This is a genomic window from Streptacidiphilus sp. PB12-B1b, from assembly GCF_014084125.1.
Taxonomy (GTDB): domain Bacteria; phylum Actinomycetota; class Actinomycetes; order Streptomycetales; family Streptomycetaceae; genus Streptacidiphilus.
Map to the genome: position 1 here is coordinate 1651969 of NZ_CP048405.1, position 17077 is coordinate 1669045.

The following is a 17077-nucleotide window of genomic DNA, read 5'->3' on the forward strand; positions in this document are numbered from 1 at the left end:
ACTGGACCGAGTGGAGAACCGAAGGCTCATGGCAACTGCACGACGTGGACTGTTCGGGGGCGACAAGCAGCGCGCGTACCTGCCTCCGCCCCCCCACCCCAGCGGCGCCCGCCCGCCGAAGATCCCGGGCGAGCTGGTCCCCGAGCACGTCGCCATCGTCATGGACGGCAACGGCCGCTGGGCCAAGGAGCGCGGCCTGCCGCGCACGGAGGGCCACAAGGTCGGCGAGTCGGTCGTCCTGGACGTCCTCAAGGGCTGCCTCGAGCTGGGCGTGAAGAACCTCTCGCTGTACGCCTTCTCCACCGAGAACTGGAAGCGCTCGCCGGAGGAGGTGCGCTTCCTGATGAACTTCAACCGGGACGTGATCCACCGCCGCCGGGACGAGATGCACGAGATGGGCATCCGGGTCCGCTGGGCCGGGCGCATGCCCAAGCTGTGGAAGAGCGTCGTCCAGGAGCTGCAGGTCGCGGAGGAGCTGACCCGCGACAACGACGCCATGACGCTGTACATGTGCGTCAACTACGGCGGCCGGGCCGAGATCGCCGACGCCGCCGCGGCCCTGGCCGCCGACGTCGCGGCCGGGAGGCTCGACCCGAAGAAGGTCAACGAGAAGACCCTCGCCAAGTACATGTACCACCGCGACATGCCCGACGTGGACCTGTTCATCCGGCCCAGCGGCGAGCAGCGCACCTCCAACTTCCTGGTGTGGCAGTCGGCCTACGCGGAACTGGTCTTCCAGGACGTGCTCTGGCCCGACTTCGACCGCCGCGACCTGTGGCGGGCCTGCGAGGAGTACGCCTCCCGCGACCGCCGCTACGGCGGGGCGCTGCCCAACGAGACCGCGCTCCCCGAGCAGGCCGTCCGCTAGCCTGCGGCGGCTCCAGGGGCGGGGGAGCCGCGCGACCGGCCACCGCGACGGTGCCCGGTCCGCCGCGGCCCCCGCGCCCCTGCGCCTGCCCCTGGTCGGCTGTCCCTGCGCGGCTGCCGCTACTCGGCTGCCGCGCCCGCGCACTCCGCGCAGGTGCCGAAGATCTCCAGGGTGTGCGCGATGTCCACGAAGCCGTGCTCGCCGGCGACGCCCTCGGCCCAGCGCTCCACCGCCGGACCCTCGACCTCGACCGTGCGCCCGCACCGGCGGCACACCAGGTGGTGGTGGTGGCCGCTGCTGCAACGGCGGTAGACGGCCTCGCCCTCGTCGGTGCGCAGGACGTCGATCTCCCCGGCGTCGGCGAGCGACTGCAGGGTGCGGTACACGGTGGTCAGCCCGACCGAGTCGCCCCGGTGCTTGAGCAGGTCGTGCAGTTCCTGGGCGCTGCGGAAGTCGTCGACCTCCGCGAGCAGCGAGGCGACAGCGGTGCGCTGCCGGGTCGACCGCGCGGGGGACGACTGGTTCGCGGGCGGCGTCACCGGGTCTCCTCTAGGTCTGGGGTGCGTGGGCCTGTGCTTGCTGTCTCCGCCGCCATTGTGCCAGTCCGAGGCGTCACTGTGGCCGACCGCCGATCGCAGTATGCTTGTGACAACCATTTTCATGGCAAATGGAAATCGTTGTCAACTTTCGGGCGATCCGTCCGACCCCCGCCCCGGACGTCCGCCCCCGGTCCGAAACGGTGTGAAACCTCGGCGGCGTGGGCCGGTAACCTGAGGTATTCGGTCGCGCTGTCGGCTCCGTGCCGACGCGTTTCCCGCGTGCAATGAAATCCATCACTGACCGCATTCGTCGTACTGAAGAGAGCACTGTGGCCGCCGACAAGATCGACACCATCGTCAGCCTGAGCAAGCGCCGTGGCTTCGTCTACCCGTGCAGTGAGATCTACGGCGGCCAGAAGGCCGCCTGGGACTACGGACCGCTGGGTGTCGAGCTGAAGGAGAACGTCAAGCGGCAGTGGTGGCGCAACATGGTCATCGGCCGTGAGGACGTCGTCGGGCTCGACTCCTCGGTGATCCTCGCCCGCGAGGTCTGGGAGGCCAGCGGCCACGTCGCCACCTTCAGCGACCCGCTCACCGAGTGCACCTCCTGCCACAAGCGCTACCGGGCCGACCACCTGGAGGAGGCGTACGAGGCCAAGCACGGCCACGTGCCCGCCAACGGCCTGGCCGACATCAACTGCCCCAACTGCGGCAACAAGGGCGGCTTCACCGAGCCCAAGCCGATGTCCGGCATGCTCGAGACCCACCTCGGCGCCTTCAACGCCGGCGACCCGGCCGGCCGCGCCTACCTGCGCCCGGAGACCGCGCAGGGCATCTTCGTCAACTTCGCCGCCGTGCAGCAGACCTCGCGCAAGAAGCCGCCGTTCGGCATCGCCCAGACCGGCAAGAGCTTCCGCAACGAGATCACGCCCGGCAACTTCATCTTCCGCACCCGCGAGTTCGAGCAGATGGAGATGGAGTTCTTCGTCAAGCCCGGCGAGGACGACCAGTGGTTCGAGTACTGGCTGCAGGAGCGCTGGAACTGGTACCGCGACCTCGGCCTGCGCGAGGAGAACATGCGCTACTACGAGCACGCCAAGGAGAAGCTCTCGCACTACTCCAAGCGCACGGTCGACATCGAGTACCGCTTCCAGTTCGGCGGCAACGAGTTCGGCGAGCTGGAGGGCGTGGCCAACCGCACCGACTACGACCTGACGCAGCACTCGGAGCACTCCGGCCAGGACCTCAAGTACTTCGACCAGGAGTCCGGCGAGCGCTGGTTCCCGTACGTCATCGAGCCCGCGGCGGGCGTCAACCGCGCGATGCTGGCGTTCATGCTCGACGCCTACCGCGAGGACGAGGCCCCCAACGCCAAGGGCGTGATGGAGAAGCGCGTAGTCATGCGCCTCGACCCGCGTCTGGCCCCGGTCAAGGTCGCCGTGCTGCCGCTGTCGCGCAACGCCGCGCTCTCCCCGAAGGCCCGCGGCCTCGCCGCCGACCTGCGCAAGCACTGGAACGTGGAGTTCGACGACGCGGGCGCGATCGGCCGCCGCTACCGCCGCCAGGACGAGATCGGCACGCCGTTCTGCATCACCGTCGACTTCGACACCCTGGACGACAACGCGGTGACCGTGCGCGAGCGCGACACCATGGAGCAGCAGCGGATCTCGCTCGACCAGGTCGAGGGCTTCCTGGCCGGCAAGCTGATCGGCTGCTGACCCGCCGCCACACCTGCACCACCCGCAACTCCCCTGGTACGGCCGCCCGCTGTGCCACCGCCGCCGCCCGTCGCGCACCCCGCGCCGGGCGGCGCCGCGTCGGCGGCGTTCCACCGGCGGCGGCCTGCCGGCGGCGGACGGTCAGCGGGACCACCCCGCGCGGACCCGCAGCCTCTCGGTGCCGCCGTCCGCACGGGCCGCGGTGACCCGGTCGTAGCGGCCCCCGGCCGACGCCACCCAGAACAGCCCGGCGATGCCCGACGCCTCGGCCGCGCAGAGCCCCCGGCCGCGCCGGCTGAGCACCAGCCCCGGCGGCACCCCGTCCGTCGGCATCCGCCCCCAGACCAGGACCGACTCCCGTCCGCCGCCCCGCCCGCCGTCGCGTCGCGCCCCGCGCAGCACCCGCCCCGCGCGCGGCTCGGCGACCAGGACGTCGAGCAGCAGCCCGAGGTTGTGCACCTCCAGCGCCGGGCGCCCCCGGGGGCCGCTGCCCAGCCGCACCGACCACGGCGGCTCCAGCAGCGGCACCCCGTCCAGGTACGCGTGCCCCGGCCGCCGCCACCGCTCCTGCGTCTGCTGCTGCCTCTGCCCGGGCGTCTGCTGCTGCGCGGCCATGGTGCTCCCCCGTCATGGCCTCCCGGCTCTCGGGCGCCGGGAACCACCCTGCTGCACCGCGCCCCACCGCGTCGGTAGTGCAGGCCCCCGGCCCGGGGTGGTGCCAGGCCCACCCCGCTACTGCCGGGCAAGCCGCTCCCGCGCCTCCATCAGCGCGAACCCCAGCAGATTCAGCCCACGCCACCGCTCGGGCACGGTGGCATGCTCGTGGGCGGCGCCGAAGCCGATGCCCCACACCCGGTCGCGCGGGCTGGCCTCGACCAGCACCCGGTTGCGCGTGCCCAGCAGGTACTCGCGCAGCGCTGGGTCCTGTCCGAACCTGGCCACGTTGCCGCGCACCACCAGCTCGAACCGCTCCGTCCGCCAGCGCTCGTCGTCGAAGCCCCGCACCAGTCGGCCGAGGCTCTTGGCCTCGGCCGGGGTGCGGGCCCCGAGTATCGGCGGCACCGACGCCTCGTCACCGAACAGCCGGGCCTTGCCGGCCATCATCCAGTGCTCGGCCGTGGCGTACCGCACGCCGTCCACCAGGAACGGCGCGGGCCACCACTGGCTGAGCGATCCCGCCCCCGCACTGCCGTCCCGCTGTGGCCGATGCCCCCAGAACATCAGCCACTTGGGGCGGGCCCCGGCGGCCGTCATGGCCGCCAACTCCTCCCGGCTGCGGGCCAGTGCCGGGTCCTGCTGCTCGGTCGTCGTCATGTCCCGCATCGTGCCACCCGGCACTGACAACCGCCCCGGCGTTTCGGGCCGCCTCAGATGTGGACGCCGAAGTCCTGGGCGATGCCGACCAGTCCGGAGGCGTAGCCCTGGCCGATGGCGCGGAACTTCCACTCGGCGCCGTTGCGGTACAGCTCGCCGAAGACCATGGCGGTCTCGGTCGCGGCGTCCTCGCTCAGGTCGTAGCGGGCGATCTCGGCCCCGCCGTTCTGGTTGACCACCCGGATGAAGGCGTTGCGGACCTGGCCGAAGCTCTGGTTGCGGTTGTCGGCCTCGTAGACCGAGACCGGGAAGACCACCTTTTCGACCTCGGCCGGCAGCCCGGCGAGGTTCACCTTGATCTGCTCGTCGTCGCCGTCGCCCGCGCCGGTGAGGTTGTCGCCGGTGTGGACGACCGTCCCGTCCGGGGTGGAGGTGTTGTTGAAGAAGACGAAGTGCTTGTCGCTGAGGACCTTCCCGGTGGCGTCGAGCACGATGGCGCACGCGTCCAGGTCGAAGTCCGCCCCGGTGGTGGTGCGGACGTCCCAGCCGAGGCCCACGGTGATGGCGCTCAGCCCCGGGGCCTCCTTGGTAAGAGAGACGTTTCCGCCCTTGGTAAGACTGACCGGCATGGCTGTCCCCTCCCTGCTCCGTTCCCGCTGTCGCGGGTAAGAACGCCGACGACACCCCCGCGGTTCCCCGCAGCCGGCCCCGCGCGCCGCTCGGACCGCACCGGGGGTGGCGGTGCGGGGGCTGCGGAATGCAGGCGGGGGAGGGGTTCGGCCGATGATGTGCGCGTCCGGGGGCTCTTTGGAACGGGGATTCCGAGGTAGCCTTGCGGTATGCCAATGCTCGTAGCCCGTCTGTACGTGGACCTGCTCCGCGTTACGAGCATGTCCTGTCGCGCCAACGTCTGACTCTCAGAACGTTCCCCCACCGGCGTCACACCCTCCAGGACGTGTCATGTCCCAGCATCAGCTCCCCCTGATCGACCTCTCCCGCATCGACCGCGAGGCCCTGCACCGGGCCGTCCGCGATGTCGGCTTCTTCCAGCTCACCGGCCACGGCGTGACCGCCGAGGAGAGCGAGGCCCTGCTCGGGGCCGCGCGGGCGTTCTTCGCCCTGCCCGAGGCCGAGCGGCTGGCGATCGACAACATCAACTCCCCGCACTTCCGCGGCTACACCCGCACGGGCAACGAGCTGACCCGGGGCACCCGCGACTGGCGCGACCAGCTGGACATAGGCGCCGAGCTGCCCGCGCACGTGCCCGGTCCGGGCGAGCCGGACTACTGGTGGCTGCAGGGGCCGAATCAGTGGCCCGGTGCCCAGCCCGAGCTGCGGCGGATCACCCTGGACTGGATCGACCGGCTGAGCGCGGTCGCCCACCGGCTGCTGCACGCGCTGCTGGACGCCATCGGCGCCCCCGAGGACTTCTACGACGACGCCTTCTCCGGCCATCCGCACACCAACCTCAAGCTGATCCGCTACCCCGGCCGGGCTCCGGAGGGCGACGACCAGGGCGTCGGCGTGCACAAGGACTACGGCTTCCTGACCCTGCTGCTGACCGACGGCGTCGGCGGGCTGCAGGTGGAGGGCCCGGACGGGGAGTTCCAGGACGTCCCGCACATCCCGGGGGCGTTCGTGGTCAATCTGGGGGAGCTGCTGGAGGTGGCCACCGACGGTTACCTCAGGGCCACCAACCACCGGGTGGTCAGCCCGCCCGGGGCGCGCGAGCGCTTCTCCGCGCCGTTCTTCTACAACCCGCGCCTGGACGCCCGGATCGCGCCGCTGCCCTTCCCGCACGCGGTGCAGGCCACCGGGGTCACCCAGGACCCGGACAATCCGCTCTTCGCCGAGTACGGCCGCAACTCGCTCAAGGGCTGGCTGCGCGCCCACCCGGAGGTCGCCCACAAGTACCACCCGGACCTGGTCGGCTGAGGCCCGGCCGAGCCCGACCACAGGACCCCGGACCCGGCGCGAGCCCGCCCCGCCCCGGACAAGCCGCGAGCCCCCCGCAGCCGATCGGCTGCGGGGGGCTCGTCGGTCGCACGCCGACCGGTGACCGCCCGGGGGCTACCCGACCCGGCTGGGCAGCCGGGTGGAGAGAGCGATCACGCCCAGCGTCAGCACCAGTTGCAGGGCCAGCACCAGCGCGAGCGCGTCGTGCATCCCGTGGCTGGAAGCGAGGGTGAGGAACAGCGTGCCCAGCGTGGCCACGCCCAGGGCCAGGCTGGACTGCTGGGTGGTGGCGAAGATGCCGCCGCCGACCCCGGCCCGCTCGGCCGGGATCTCCGAGAGGATCAGCCGGATCATCGGGGGCATCACCAGGCCCTGCCCGGTGCCGGCGATGGCCATGCCGGGCAGCAGCACCAGCGGGCTCAGCCCGGACCAGTCGTCGAACACGGTGAGGGTGAGCACCAGCAGGCCCACGGCCTGGATCACCGCGCCGGTCCGGATCACCTTGCTGCCGTAGCGGTTCAGCAGCCGCGGCCCGGCCAGCGACGCGGCGAAGAAGCCCACCGCCATCGGCACCATGGCCAGGCCGGACGCGATCGGGCCCTCGTCCAGCCCCTGCTGCAGGGCCACGGCCATGACCAGCATGAACCCGCCGAAGCCGGCGAAGAAGGGGACGGACAGCGTCAGCCCGGTCCGCAGCCCGTGGATGCGCAGCAGCGAGAACGGGATCAGCGGGACCGCCCCGGACCGCTCCACCCGCCGCTCCACCGCGACGAACGCGGCGGCCAGGAAGGGGAAGGCGGCCAGCAGCGCCCAGGTCCACCAGGGCCAGCCCACCGCGCGGCCCTCCATCAGCGGGACCAGCAGCGCCAGCAGCGAGGCGGCCAGCAGCGCGGTGCCCGGCAGGTCCACCCGGGCCGGGTTGGCCGAGCGGGTCTCCGGCACGGAGCGCAGCGCCAGCAGCGCGGCGGCGGCCGCGACCGGCACGTTCACCAGGAAGATCAGCCGCCAGCCGGTGCCGAACAGGTTGGCCGAGAGCAGCACGCCGCCCAGCACCTGCCCGATGACGACGGAGATGCCGCCGACCGCGCCGTAGATGCCCATGGCCCGGGCCTTGCGCTCGCCCTGGGTCGCGGACTGGATGGTGGCCAGCGCCTGCGGCAGCATCAGCGCGGCCGACGCGCCCTGCGCGACCCGGGCCGCGACCAGGGCCAGCGCGGTCGGCGCCAGTCCGCAGGCCAGCGAGGTGAGGCCGAAGGCGATGGAGCCGACGATGAACAGCCGGCGGCGTCCGAAGAGGTCGCCGAGGCGTCCGCCGAGGACCAGCAGGACGGCGTAGGCCACGCCGTACCCGGCGACGAACAGCTCCAGCGTGGCCGGGCCGGCGGCGAGGTCGCGGTCGATGGTGGGCAGCGCGACATTGACGATGAAGAAGTCCAGCATCGGCAGGAACGCACCGAGCAGGACGGTGATCAGGCCCAGGGTGCTGAGCCGGGGTGGAGCGGGTGGTGTGTCCGAGGGGGCTTTCGTGCTGCCGATGCGGGTCACGCGCGGCAGGACGCTTGCTGCTGAGGACGGGCGAGTCATGGTCACGGGTTCTACGATCCGCTGCCACTGAGCCTGGTACCAGTGTGTGGTTATCCGGGTATTGGAAGTACCTGGCACGGGGACAGTCGCTGAGGCATCCTGGTGGACATGAGTACCGCAGCCGCCCCTCTCGCGCTAGTCCACTCGACCTCGGTCAAGCCCGACGAGGTCCGCCGCCGTGAGCTGGCCGGCTTCCTCCGCAGCCGCCGCGAGCGCATCTCGCCCGAGCAGGTCGGCCTGCCCGCCGGCGGCCGCCGCCGGACGCCGGGGCTGCGCCGCGAGGAGGTCGCGCAGCTCGCCGCTGTCGGTGTCACCTGGTACACCTGGCTGGAGCAGTCGCGGGACATCCAGGTCTCCCCGCAGGTCCTGGACGCCATCGCGCGCGCCCTGCTGCTCGACACCAACGAACGCGCCCACCTGTTCTCGCTCGCCGACACCCCGGACCCGGCGCCGGTGGCCATGTGCCCGACCATCACCCCGGCCATCCTGGCGATCATGGAGCAGCTGGAGCCGCTGCCGGTGGTCGCCGCCAACAGCCGCTGCGACGTGCTCGCGTACAACCGCACCTACCGCCACCTGATCACCGACCTGGACGCGGTGCCCACCGCCGACCGCAACTTCCTGTGGATGGCCTTCACCGACCCGCTGTGGCGCAAGGTGCTGGTCGACTACGAGGACGCCACCGCCTCCATGGTCGCCAAGTTCCGCAGCGCCATGGCCGACCACGTCGCCGAGCCGGCCTGGAAGGCACTGCTCAAGCGGCTGCGGCTGGCCTCGCCGGAGTTCGACGAGCAGTGGCAGCGGCACGAGGTCGGGCTGACCTCGAACGGCGAGAAGCGCTTCCTGAACCCGCAGGTGGGGCTGCTGCACTTCGAGTTCACCACGCTGTGGCTGGGCCCGCGGCAGAGCACCCGGCTGATCACCTACACCCCGGCCGACGAGGAGACCGCCGAGCGGGTGGAGCGGCTGCACGCCTACGCGCTCACCCGGGTCTGACCCGGCGGGCGCCCGGCTCCGGCGGACCGGGCGGGCGCGGGTGGGAGAATGAGTGGTCCGCCTCCACCGCGGCCGCATCCGCGACCGCACCGCGAACGACCGGGAAGAGCCGCTCCATGACCACGACCGCCGAAGCCCCCGCCACGATCGCCCCGCTGCGCCTGGGCGAGAGCATCGAGGTCTGGCCGCCGGTCGTGCTGGCGCCGATGGCGGGGATCACCAATGCCCCGTTCCGCACCCTGTGCCGGGAGCAGAGCGGCGGCAAGGGGCTGTTCGTCTCCGAGATGATCACCACCCGGGCGCTGGTGGAGCGGGACAGCAAGACCATGCGGCTGATCCGGTTCGACCCCACCGAGCAGCCGCGCTCCATCCAGCTGTTCGGCGTGGACCCGGCCATCGTGGGCCGGGCCGCGCGCATGATCGCCGACGAGGGCCTGGCCGACCACATCGACCTGAACTTCGGCTGCCCGGTGCCCAAGGTCACCCGGCGCGGCGGCGGCTCCGCGCTGCCGTACAAGCGGAACCTGCTGCGGCAGATCCTGCGTGAGGCGGTCGCCGGGGCGGGCGGGCTGCCGGTGACCATGAAGATGCGCAAGGGCATCGACGACGACCACCTGACCTACCTGGACGCCGGCCGGATCGGCGCGGAGGAGGGCGTCGCCGCCATCGCGCTGCACGGCCGCACCGCCATCCAGCACTACAGCGGCGTCGCCGACTGGTCCGCCATCGCCCGGCTGCGCGAGGCGGTGCCGGCGCACGTGCCGGTGCTGGGCAACGGCGACATCTGGTCGGCCGGCGACGCGGTGCGGATGGTCCGGGAGACCGGCTGCGACGGGGTGGTGGTCGGCCGCGGCTGCCTGGGGCGGCCGTGGCTGTTCAAGGAGCTGGTCTCGGTCTTCGAGGGCGACGCGCAGTACGCACGGCCCTCCTTCGGCTACGTCGCCGAGGTGATGCTGCGGCACGCGCAGCTGCTGGGGGAGTGGATCGGCGACGAGAAGCACGGCGTCGTGGACTTCCGCAAGCACGTCGCTTGGTACACCAAGGGCTTCTCGGTCGGCTCCGACCTGCGCCGCGGCCTGGGCCTGGCCTCCTCGCTGGCGGAGCTGGCCGAGCTGCTGGCCGCCGTGGACCAGGAGCAGCAGTGGCCGCTGGGCGCGGACGGCCCGCGCGGCCGCACCTCCGGCGCCCACCGGGTGGTGCTCCCCGAGGGCTGGCTGGACGACCCGTACGACTGCGCCGTGCCCGGCGCCGACGCCGAGATGGACACCTCCGGCGGCTGAGGCTGAGGATTCCTACGCCGACCGGGCGAGACGGGCCCTGCCGGGGCACGTGACTCTGGCCACATTGCCGCTCACTTTGCGTCAGTCGGACGTAAAACCGCGGGTGGCCGGGAGGGTGGATCAGCTTCCTAACGTGCACGCGTCATCCGGGGCCTTGTCCGTGCAGGTCATGGAGGCAAGGCAACCCGTTCGCCACGCTGCGGATGCGGAACGTCATGATCCTATGATCTTGTGGTTTCCGTGCGTTCACCTAGTGAACACGGGCTAGCGTCACCCCGACGATTTTGATTTCACAGGCGAACGCCGATCCGAGGCTTTCGATCTATCGGGTTACCCATGGGTACAAGCCATCGACAGCCGATTGGGTGAGCTGAACGGCCTTCGATCTGGGTATGTTCTCCGGCGTCAGGGCAACCGTGCGGCAGGAGACCAATACCGTGTCGGCAGAGCAGAAATTCGTCTACGACTTCACCGAGGGCAACAAGGACCTGAAGGATCTGCTCGGCGGCAAGGGCGCGAACCTCGCTGAGATGACCAACCTCGGGCTTCCCGTCCCTCCGGGATTCACCATCACCACCGAGGCGTGCAAGGTCTACCTGGAGACGGGCGACGAGCCCGCGCAGCTCCGCGACGAGGTGAGTGCGCACCTCGCCGCGCTGGAGCAGCAGATGGGCAAGAAGCTCGGCGACTCCGCCGACCCGCTGCTGGTCTCGGTCCGCTCCGGAGCCAAGTTCTCCATGCCGGGCATGATGGACACCGTCCTCAACATCGGCCTCTCGGACGCCTCGGTGAGCGGCCTGGCCGCGCAGGCCGGCAACGACCGCTTCGCCTGGGACTCCTACCGCCGGCTGATCCAGATGTTCGGCAAGACCGTGCTGGGCGTCGAGGGCGAGCTGTTCGAGGACGCGCTGGAGGCGGCCAAGACCGCCAAGGGCACCAGCGACGACCTGGACCTGGACGCGGCCGACCTCAAGGCCGTCGTCGACACCTTCAAGGGCATCGTCCGCAGCCACACCGGTCGGGAGTTCCCGCAGGACCCGCGCGAGCAGATGGACCTCGCCGTCCACGCCGTCTTCGACAGCTGGAACAGCGACCGGGCCAAGCTCTACCGCCGCCAGGAGCGCATCCCCGGCGACCTGGCCACCGCCGTCAACATCTGCTCGATGGTCTTCGGGAACCTCGGCGCCGACTCCGGCACCGGCGTCGCGTTCACCCGCGACCCGGCCAGCGGCCACCAGGGCGTCTACGGCGACTACCTGCAGAACGCCCAGGGCGAGGACGTCGTCGCCGGCATCCGCAACACCGTCCAGCTGGCCGACCTGGAGGGCCTGGACAAGGCCTCCTACGACCAGCTGATGTCGATCATGGCGACGCTGGAGGGCCACTACCGGGACCTCTGCGACATCGAGTTCACCATCGAGCGCGGCAAGCTGTGGATGCTGCAGACCCGGATCGGCAAGCGCACCGCCGCCGCCGCCTTCCGGATCGCCGTCCAGCTGGTCGACCAGGGCGTCATCGACCTGGACGAGGCCCTGCACCGGGTCACCGGCTCGCAGCTGGCGCAGCTGATGTTCCCCCGCTTCGACGAGTCCACCAAGGCCGAGCGGGTGGCCTGGGGCATCGCCGCCTCGCCCGGCGCGGCCGTCGGCAAGGCCGTCTTCGACTCGTACACCGCGGTCAAGTGGTCCCGCTCCGGCGAGCAGGTCATCCTGGTCCGCCGCGAGACCAACCCGGACGACCTGGACGGCATGATCGCCGCCGAGGGCATCCTCACCTCGCGCGGCGGCAAGACCTCGCACGCGGCCGTGGTCGCCCGCGGCATGGGCAAGACCTGTGTCTGCGGCGCCGAGGAGTTGGAGGTCGACACCAAGAAGCGGCGCTTCACCACCGCCGACGGCCGGGTCGTCGAGGAGGGCGACCTGATCTCGATCGACGGCTCCACCGGCAGGGTCTACCTGGGCGAGGTCCCGGTCGTGCCCTCCCCGGTCGTCGAGTACTTCGAGGGCACCCTGCACGCCGGGGCCGACGAGGACGGCGGCCTGGTCCAGGCCGTGCACCGGCTGATGGCCCACGCCGACGTACGCCGCCGGCTGGTCGTCCGCGCCAACGCCGACAACGCCGACGACGCCAACCGCGCCCGCCGCTACGGCGGCCAGGGCATCGGGCTGTGCCGCACCGAGCACATGTTCCTCGGCGAGGAGCGCCGCCGCGAGGTCGAGCACCTGATCCTGGCCGACAACGACAAGGACCGTGAGGCGGCCCTGTCGGTGCTCATGCCGCTGCAGAAGGGCGACTTCGTCGAGCTGTTCCAGGCCATGGACGGGCTCCCGGTCACCGTGCGGCTGCTGGACCCGCCGCTGCACGAGTTCCTGCCCGACATCACCGAGCTGTCGGTGCGCGTCGCCCTCGCCGAGGCCCGCAAGGACCCCAACGAGAACGACCTGCGGCTGCTCCAGGCCGTGCACAAGCTGCACGAGCAGAACCCGATGCTGGGCCTGCGCGGGGTACGCCTCGGCCTGGTCATCCCCGGCCTGTTCGCCATGCAGGTGCGGGCCATCGCCGAGGCCGCGGCCGAGCGCCGCCAGGGCGGCGGCGACCCGCGCCCCGAGGTGATGATCCCGCTGGTCGGCACGGTCCAGGAGCTGGAGATAGTGCGCGACGAGTGCGAGCAGGTGCTGGCCGAGGTCGCCGCGGCGACCGGGGTGGCGCTGAACATCAAGCTGGGCACGATGATCGAGCTGCCGCGCGCCGCCGTCACCGCCGGGCAGATCGCCGAGGCCGCGGAGTTCTTCTCCTTCGGCACCAACGACCTGACCCAGACGGTCTGGGGCTTCTCCCGCGACGACGTCGAGGCCAGCTTCTTCACCGCCTACCTGGAGAAGGGCATCTTCGGGGTATCGCCCTTCGAGACCATCGACCGCGACGGCGTCGGCGCCCTGATCAAGCACGCCGTGCGCGAGGGCCGGGCCACCCGCCCCGACCTCAAGCTGGGCGTCTGCGGCGAGCACGGCGGCGACCCCGACTCGGTCCACTTCTTCCACGAGGCCGGGCTGGACTACGTGTCCTGCTCGCCCTTCCGGATCCCGGTGGCACGCCTGGAAGCAGGCCGTGCCGCCATCGAGACGGCGGGCAGCGACTCGCGCTGACACACCCTCACCGGGGCCCCTCCCTCACGGGCGACCCTCACCCGGTGTCAGCGCGGGACCACCTCCCTCCCCGCACCCCCGCCCCCGCAAGCGGGCGGGTCGGAGGGAGGGCTGCCCGCACCAAGTCGCGGCGGCGCTCGGCGCAGAGCAACCGCCGTGTACCGAACCGGGGCGGTGGAACGGACAATGGCGTCCGATCCACCGCCCCGGCCCCATGTCCGCAGGGCTTTCCCCGGTGTTTCCCCCGGGGCCCGGCCCCGGCGCTAGGCCGAGATCAGCGGGCGCACCTCGGCGACCCGCGCCGGTGCGTGCACCCGCTGCTCCAGGTTCGAGCGGACGGCCGGCCACTCCTCGTCCAGGATCGAGTAGAAGGCCGTGCCCCGGACGAGGCCGTCCAGCCCCCGGGTGTGCGCCCGGTGGACGCCGTCCAGGGCCGCGCCGAGGCGCTCGATCGCCGCCCGGGAGCGGGAGTTGCGGGCGTCCGCGCGCATCGACACCCGCCGTACTCCCCAGCTCTCGAAGGCGTGGCGGAGCATGAGCAGCTTGGCCTCGTTGTTGATCCCGGTGCCCTGCGCGCGGGAGGAGAGCCAGGTGGCGCCGATCTCGACGGCGTCCGGGATGGCCGACAGCGGATCGCCGACCGGGCCGCGCGGGGCGGGCGGCCAGATCACCGGCCCCTGCCAGTAGTCCAGCTCGCAGAACCGGGTTGAGCCGACGACCAGCCCGTCGGCGGCTCTGACGGTGGCGAACGGAAGGGCCCGGCCCGCCTCCTGCGCGGCCAGGGCCTCGGCGACGTAGCGCGCGGTGGCTTCGGGGCCGGAGGGGACCGGGGTGAACGCGTAACTGCTGCGGTCCTCGGCGGACGCTGCGGCCAGCGCCTCGATGTGGCGCTCCGCGAGGGGCTCCAGCCGCACGGTGCGGCCGTGGAGGAAGACGGATTCGGGCACGGGCCTGATCCTTCAGCGGTCGGGACAGGAGGGTGCGCCCTGCAGGTTCCGGGTACGGCGACGGAGCGCGTCAGCCGAGGCGGCGCAGGGAGCGGGGGACAGTTTGTGTCCGGAAGATGGCCGAGGAAGGAACGAGAGCGCGAAGGACAGCGGGCGGCCAGGTGAAGGCAAGGTGCGATGCGAGGGTACGTGCGAGAGTAGAACTGTGCCATGGTCTGCTGACGGCAGCGATGCGGGCAGCGAGAGGACCATACCCGCAGCGCGGGGCCAAGTCATCCCGCGCCGCGCCCGCGAGTTTCGGCACTGCCGGCAGGACCCGGGGCAACGGGAATGAACCGCTGGTCGGGGACGCTGGTGCTGGGGAGTGGAGTCCGCCGACGGTCGGGTGCGGACCTCGGAAGATTGGGTAGACCGTGCTTGATCCGCAAGCGCTGTACGCATACGAGCCGCAGGCTCTGTCCGCCGTCGAGGCCGCCTTCGGCCCGGGCGCGGACGCCGGTGGAAACCCGGGCGGTAGCGCGGCCGGCGGCACCGACGGGCCCGTGCTGCTGCACTTCTTCGAGGGCTTCATGGACGCCGGCGAGGCCGGCGGCCAGGTCGTCGCGCACCTGCTGGAGGACAGCCGCCGGGTGCTGCTGGCCCGCTTCGACGCCGACCGGCTGGTGGACTACCGGGCCCGCCGCCCGGCGATGGTCTTCGACCGGGACAAGTGGACCTCCTACGACGCCCCGGCGATCGACCTCTACCTGCTGCACGACGCCGTCGGCGCGCCGTTCCTGCTGCTCAGCGGCCCGGAGCCGGACGTCGAGTGGGAGCGCTTCGCCGCCGCCGTGCGCCAGGTCGTGGAGCGGCTCGGGGTGCGGCTGACGGTGAACTTCCACGGCATCCCCATGGGCGTCCCGCACACCCGGCCGGTGGGGCTGACCCCGCACGGCAGCCGGGAGGACCTGATCGCGCTGTACCCGCGCTGGTTCGAGAAGGTGCAGGTGCCCGCGAGCGTCGCCGCCATGCTGGAGTTCCGGCTGGCCGAGGCCGGGCACGACGTCCTGGGCTTCGCCGTGCACGTGCCGCACTACCTCGCCCGCACGCCCTACCCGCAGGCCGCCGTGGCGGTGCTGGAGGCCGTCCAGGCGGCCACCGGCCTGGTGCTGCCCGGCGCGCCGGTACGGGCCCGGCAGGACGAGGTGCGGGCCGACGTCGACCTGCAGATCGCCGAGGGCGACGGGGAACTGCGCAGCGCCGTGGCCGGCCTGGAGCAGCAGTACGACGCGGTGGCCGGCGCGGTGGACCGGGAGAACCTGATGGCGGAGCCCGCCGACCTGCCCTCGGCCGACGAGCTGGGGCGGGCCTTCGAGGCGTTCCTGGCCGAGCAGGGCGACGGCACCAACGACTGAGCCCCCGGCGGCGTGGGCGGCCCCGGCGGTCCCGGCTGCGCCGCCTCAGCGGTCTCAGCGGCCGATCTTGGTGGTGCTGCCGGGCTTCCCGGCCACCGCCCGGGCGTCGTCCAGGTGGTCGCTGAGCCAGGGGAAGACGGTCGGGAACATCCGCTGCCAGGTGCCCCAGTTGTGCCCGCCCTGGGCCAGCACCAGCGGTGCCGCCAGCGTCGTCGGGTACTGCACGGCCTGCTGCAGCGCGGTGATGTTGGAGACCGGGCTGAACCTGTCCTGGGCGCTGGTCGCCACGAACAGCGACACCGCGGGCCGCTTCTGCGCCAGCCAGAGCGGGCTGTTGGCCTGGCGCAGCCGCGGGTCGGAGAGCACGCCCGGATCGCCGGCGAACGGGTCCGGGTCCATCGCCACCGCCGAGGCGAAGGTCTGCGGGTACTGCATGGCCAGTTTCACCGAGCACAGCCCGCCGGTGGAGAAGCCGATGATGCCCCAGGCCTTGGCCTCGGTCAGGGTCCGGAACTGCGCGTCCACCAGGTCGGGGACGTCCTTGGCCAGCCAGGTGGCGTTCTTGTGGTCGGCGGTGTCGCTGCAGTCGGTGTCCACCCCGCCCGGGTCGATCACCGGGATCACCACGATGGCGGGCTTGACCGCGCCCGAGGCCATCAGCGAGGCGATGGAGCCGGGCAGGCTGCCGCCCTCCACCCAGGAGCTGGGCGAGCCGGGGACGCCGTGCAGCAGCACCATCACCGGGAACCGGTAGTTCCGGTACTGCGGCTCGTCGTACTGCGGCGGGGTCCACACCAGGACCTCGCCCGAGAGCTTGGAGTCCTTGCCGCGGAAGTAGGTCTCCAGGATGCCGTCGCTGGCCTTGGTGAACATCGCCCGGTCGGCGGGCGGGCCGGGCATGGCGGCGGTGACGCTGCCGTTGTCGTCGCCCAGCAGGTCGTTCCAGGAGGAGTACAGCCCGTAGCTGTTGTTGATCCACACCGCGACCACGGCGATGGCGGTGGCCTGGCAGAGCGCGATCATGACCACCCGGGGCAGCCAGCGGACGCTGGGCGGGCCCGGCACCCGGCCCCACAGCAGCAGCGTGGCCGCCACCGCCAGCACGGTCGCGGCGATCAGCACGTAGAAGAAGGCGCTCCCGGTCAGGCTCACGGGTCGGTCTCTCCTGCTCTCCTCGGCGCGTGCGGCCCTGGCGGGCCCCGGCGTCTGCGGTGCTCTGCCGCTCCTTCCGGTGCCGCGGGAGCGTATGTCCGCTAATCACCCTAACTGAGGACTGTGCCCGTTCTGCCCGGCCCGGAGCCGGTGTGATCCTTCTCTTGCCCCGCCATGACCGGC

The 17077-nt window shown here is 71.9% G+C and carries 14 protein-coding genes; 7 read left to right on the forward strand and 7 right to left on the reverse strand.

Annotation, left to right across the window (positions count from 1 at the left end; all coding sequences use genetic code 11):
• The first annotated feature begins 28 nt into the window (after positions 1-28).
• Positions 29-868, forward strand: a complete 840-nt coding sequence (locus GXW83_RS07520; RefSeq protein ID WP_182442115.1) for an isoprenyl transferase — start codon at positions 29-31, stop codon at positions 866-868.
• A gap of 119 nt (positions 869-987) precedes the next feature.
• On the opposite strand, the gene GXW83_RS07525 is transcribed toward GXW83_RS07520, so the two are convergent.
• Positions 988-1407: a Fur family transcriptional regulator gene (locus tag GXW83_RS07525; protein WP_225446828.1), complete on the reverse strand. Its 420-nt coding sequence runs from the start codon at positions 1405-1407 to the stop codon at positions 988-990.
• A gap of 329 nt (positions 1408-1736) precedes the next feature.
• Here GXW83_RS07525 and GXW83_RS07530 point away from each other — a divergent pair, with 329 nt between their 5' ends.
• Positions 1737-3125 (forward strand): glycine--tRNA ligase, encoded by a 1389-nt coding sequence (locus tag GXW83_RS07530; RefSeq protein ID WP_182442117.1) that lies wholly within the window; start codon positions 1737-1739, stop codon positions 3123-3125.
• A gap of 141 nt (positions 3126-3266) precedes the next feature.
• Here the strand turns inward: GXW83_RS07530 and GXW83_RS07535 are convergent, their stop codons facing one another.
• The 3 genes from GXW83_RS07535 to GXW83_RS07545 form a co-directional block, all read right to left on the reverse strand.
• Positions 3267-3740 carry a hypothetical protein gene (locus GXW83_RS07535; RefSeq protein WP_182442119.1) on the reverse strand — a complete coding sequence of 158 codons (474 nt, stop codon included), beginning with the start codon at positions 3738-3740 and terminating at the stop codon, positions 3267-3269.
• A gap of 117 nt (positions 3741-3857) precedes the next feature.
• On the reverse strand, positions 3858-4448 hold the full coding sequence (locus GXW83_RS07540; protein ID WP_182442121.1) for an NADAR family protein: 591 nt from the start codon (positions 4446-4448) through the stop codon (positions 3858-3860).
• A 44-nt stretch (positions 4449-4492) separates the two neighbouring features.
• Positions 4493-5068, reverse strand: coding sequence for a TerD family protein (locus GXW83_RS07545; RefSeq protein ID WP_182442123.1), 576 nt, complete (start codon positions 5066-5068; stop codon positions 4493-4495).
• A gap of 331 nt (positions 5069-5399) precedes the next feature.
• Here GXW83_RS07545 and GXW83_RS07550 point away from each other — a divergent pair, with 331 nt between their 5' ends.
• The gene (locus GXW83_RS07550) at positions 5400-6374 is read left to right on the forward strand and encodes an isopenicillin N synthase family oxygenase (RefSeq protein ID WP_182442125.1); all 975 of its coding nucleotides are present in this window, start codon (positions 5400-5402) and stop codon (positions 6372-6374) included.
• A gap of 135 nt (positions 6375-6509) precedes the next feature.
• On the opposite strand, the gene GXW83_RS07555 is transcribed toward GXW83_RS07550, so the two are convergent.
• On the reverse strand, positions 6510-7979 hold the full coding sequence (locus tag GXW83_RS07555) for an MFS transporter (RefSeq protein ID WP_182447157.1): 1470 nt from the start codon (positions 7977-7979) through the stop codon (positions 6510-6512).
• A 108-nt stretch (positions 7980-8087) separates the two neighbouring features.
• On the opposite strand from GXW83_RS07555, the gene GXW83_RS07560 reads away from it, so the two are divergent.
• The 3 genes from GXW83_RS07560 to ppdK all read left to right on the forward strand — a co-directional run bounded on the left by GXW83_RS07560 (position 8088) and on the right by ppdK (position 13401).
• A complete protein-coding gene (locus GXW83_RS07560; RefSeq protein WP_182442126.1) occupies positions 8088-8975 on the forward strand; it encodes a helix-turn-helix transcriptional regulator in 888 nt (295 codons plus the stop codon).
• A 116-nt stretch (positions 8976-9091) separates the two neighbouring features.
• Positions 9092-10255 carry a tRNA dihydrouridine synthase DusB gene (gene dusB / locus GXW83_RS07565; protein ID WP_182442127.1) on the forward strand — a complete coding sequence of 388 codons (1164 nt, stop codon included), beginning with the start codon at positions 9092-9094 and terminating at the stop codon, positions 10253-10255.
• A 392-nt stretch (positions 10256-10647) separates the two neighbouring features.
• The gene (gene ppdK, locus GXW83_RS07570; RefSeq protein ID WP_182442130.1) at positions 10648-13401 is read left to right on the forward strand and encodes a pyruvate, phosphate dikinase; all 2754 of its coding nucleotides are present in this window, start codon (positions 10648-10650) and stop codon (positions 13399-13401) included.
• A gap of 263 nt (positions 13402-13664) precedes the next feature.
• On the opposite strand, the gene GXW83_RS07575 is transcribed toward ppdK, so the two are convergent.
• Positions 13665-14348 (reverse strand): GNAT family N-acetyltransferase, encoded by a 684-nt coding sequence (locus GXW83_RS07575; protein ID WP_182442132.1) that lies wholly within the window; start codon positions 14346-14348, stop codon positions 13665-13667.
• A 413-nt stretch (positions 14349-14761) separates the two neighbouring features.
• Here GXW83_RS07575 and GXW83_RS07580 point away from each other — a divergent pair, with 413 nt between their 5' ends.
• Entirely contained in the window at positions 14762-15742 is a 981-nt protein-coding gene (locus tag GXW83_RS07580) for a proteasome assembly chaperone family protein (protein WP_182442134.1), read from the forward strand.
• Positions 15743-15796: 54 nt separating this feature from the next.
• On the opposite strand, the gene GXW83_RS07585 is transcribed toward GXW83_RS07580, so the two are convergent.
• Positions 15797-16894, reverse strand: coding sequence for an esterase family protein (locus tag GXW83_RS07585; protein ID WP_182442136.1), 1098 nt, complete (start codon positions 16892-16894; stop codon positions 15797-15799).
• Between the last annotated feature and the right edge of the window lie 183 nt (positions 16895-17077).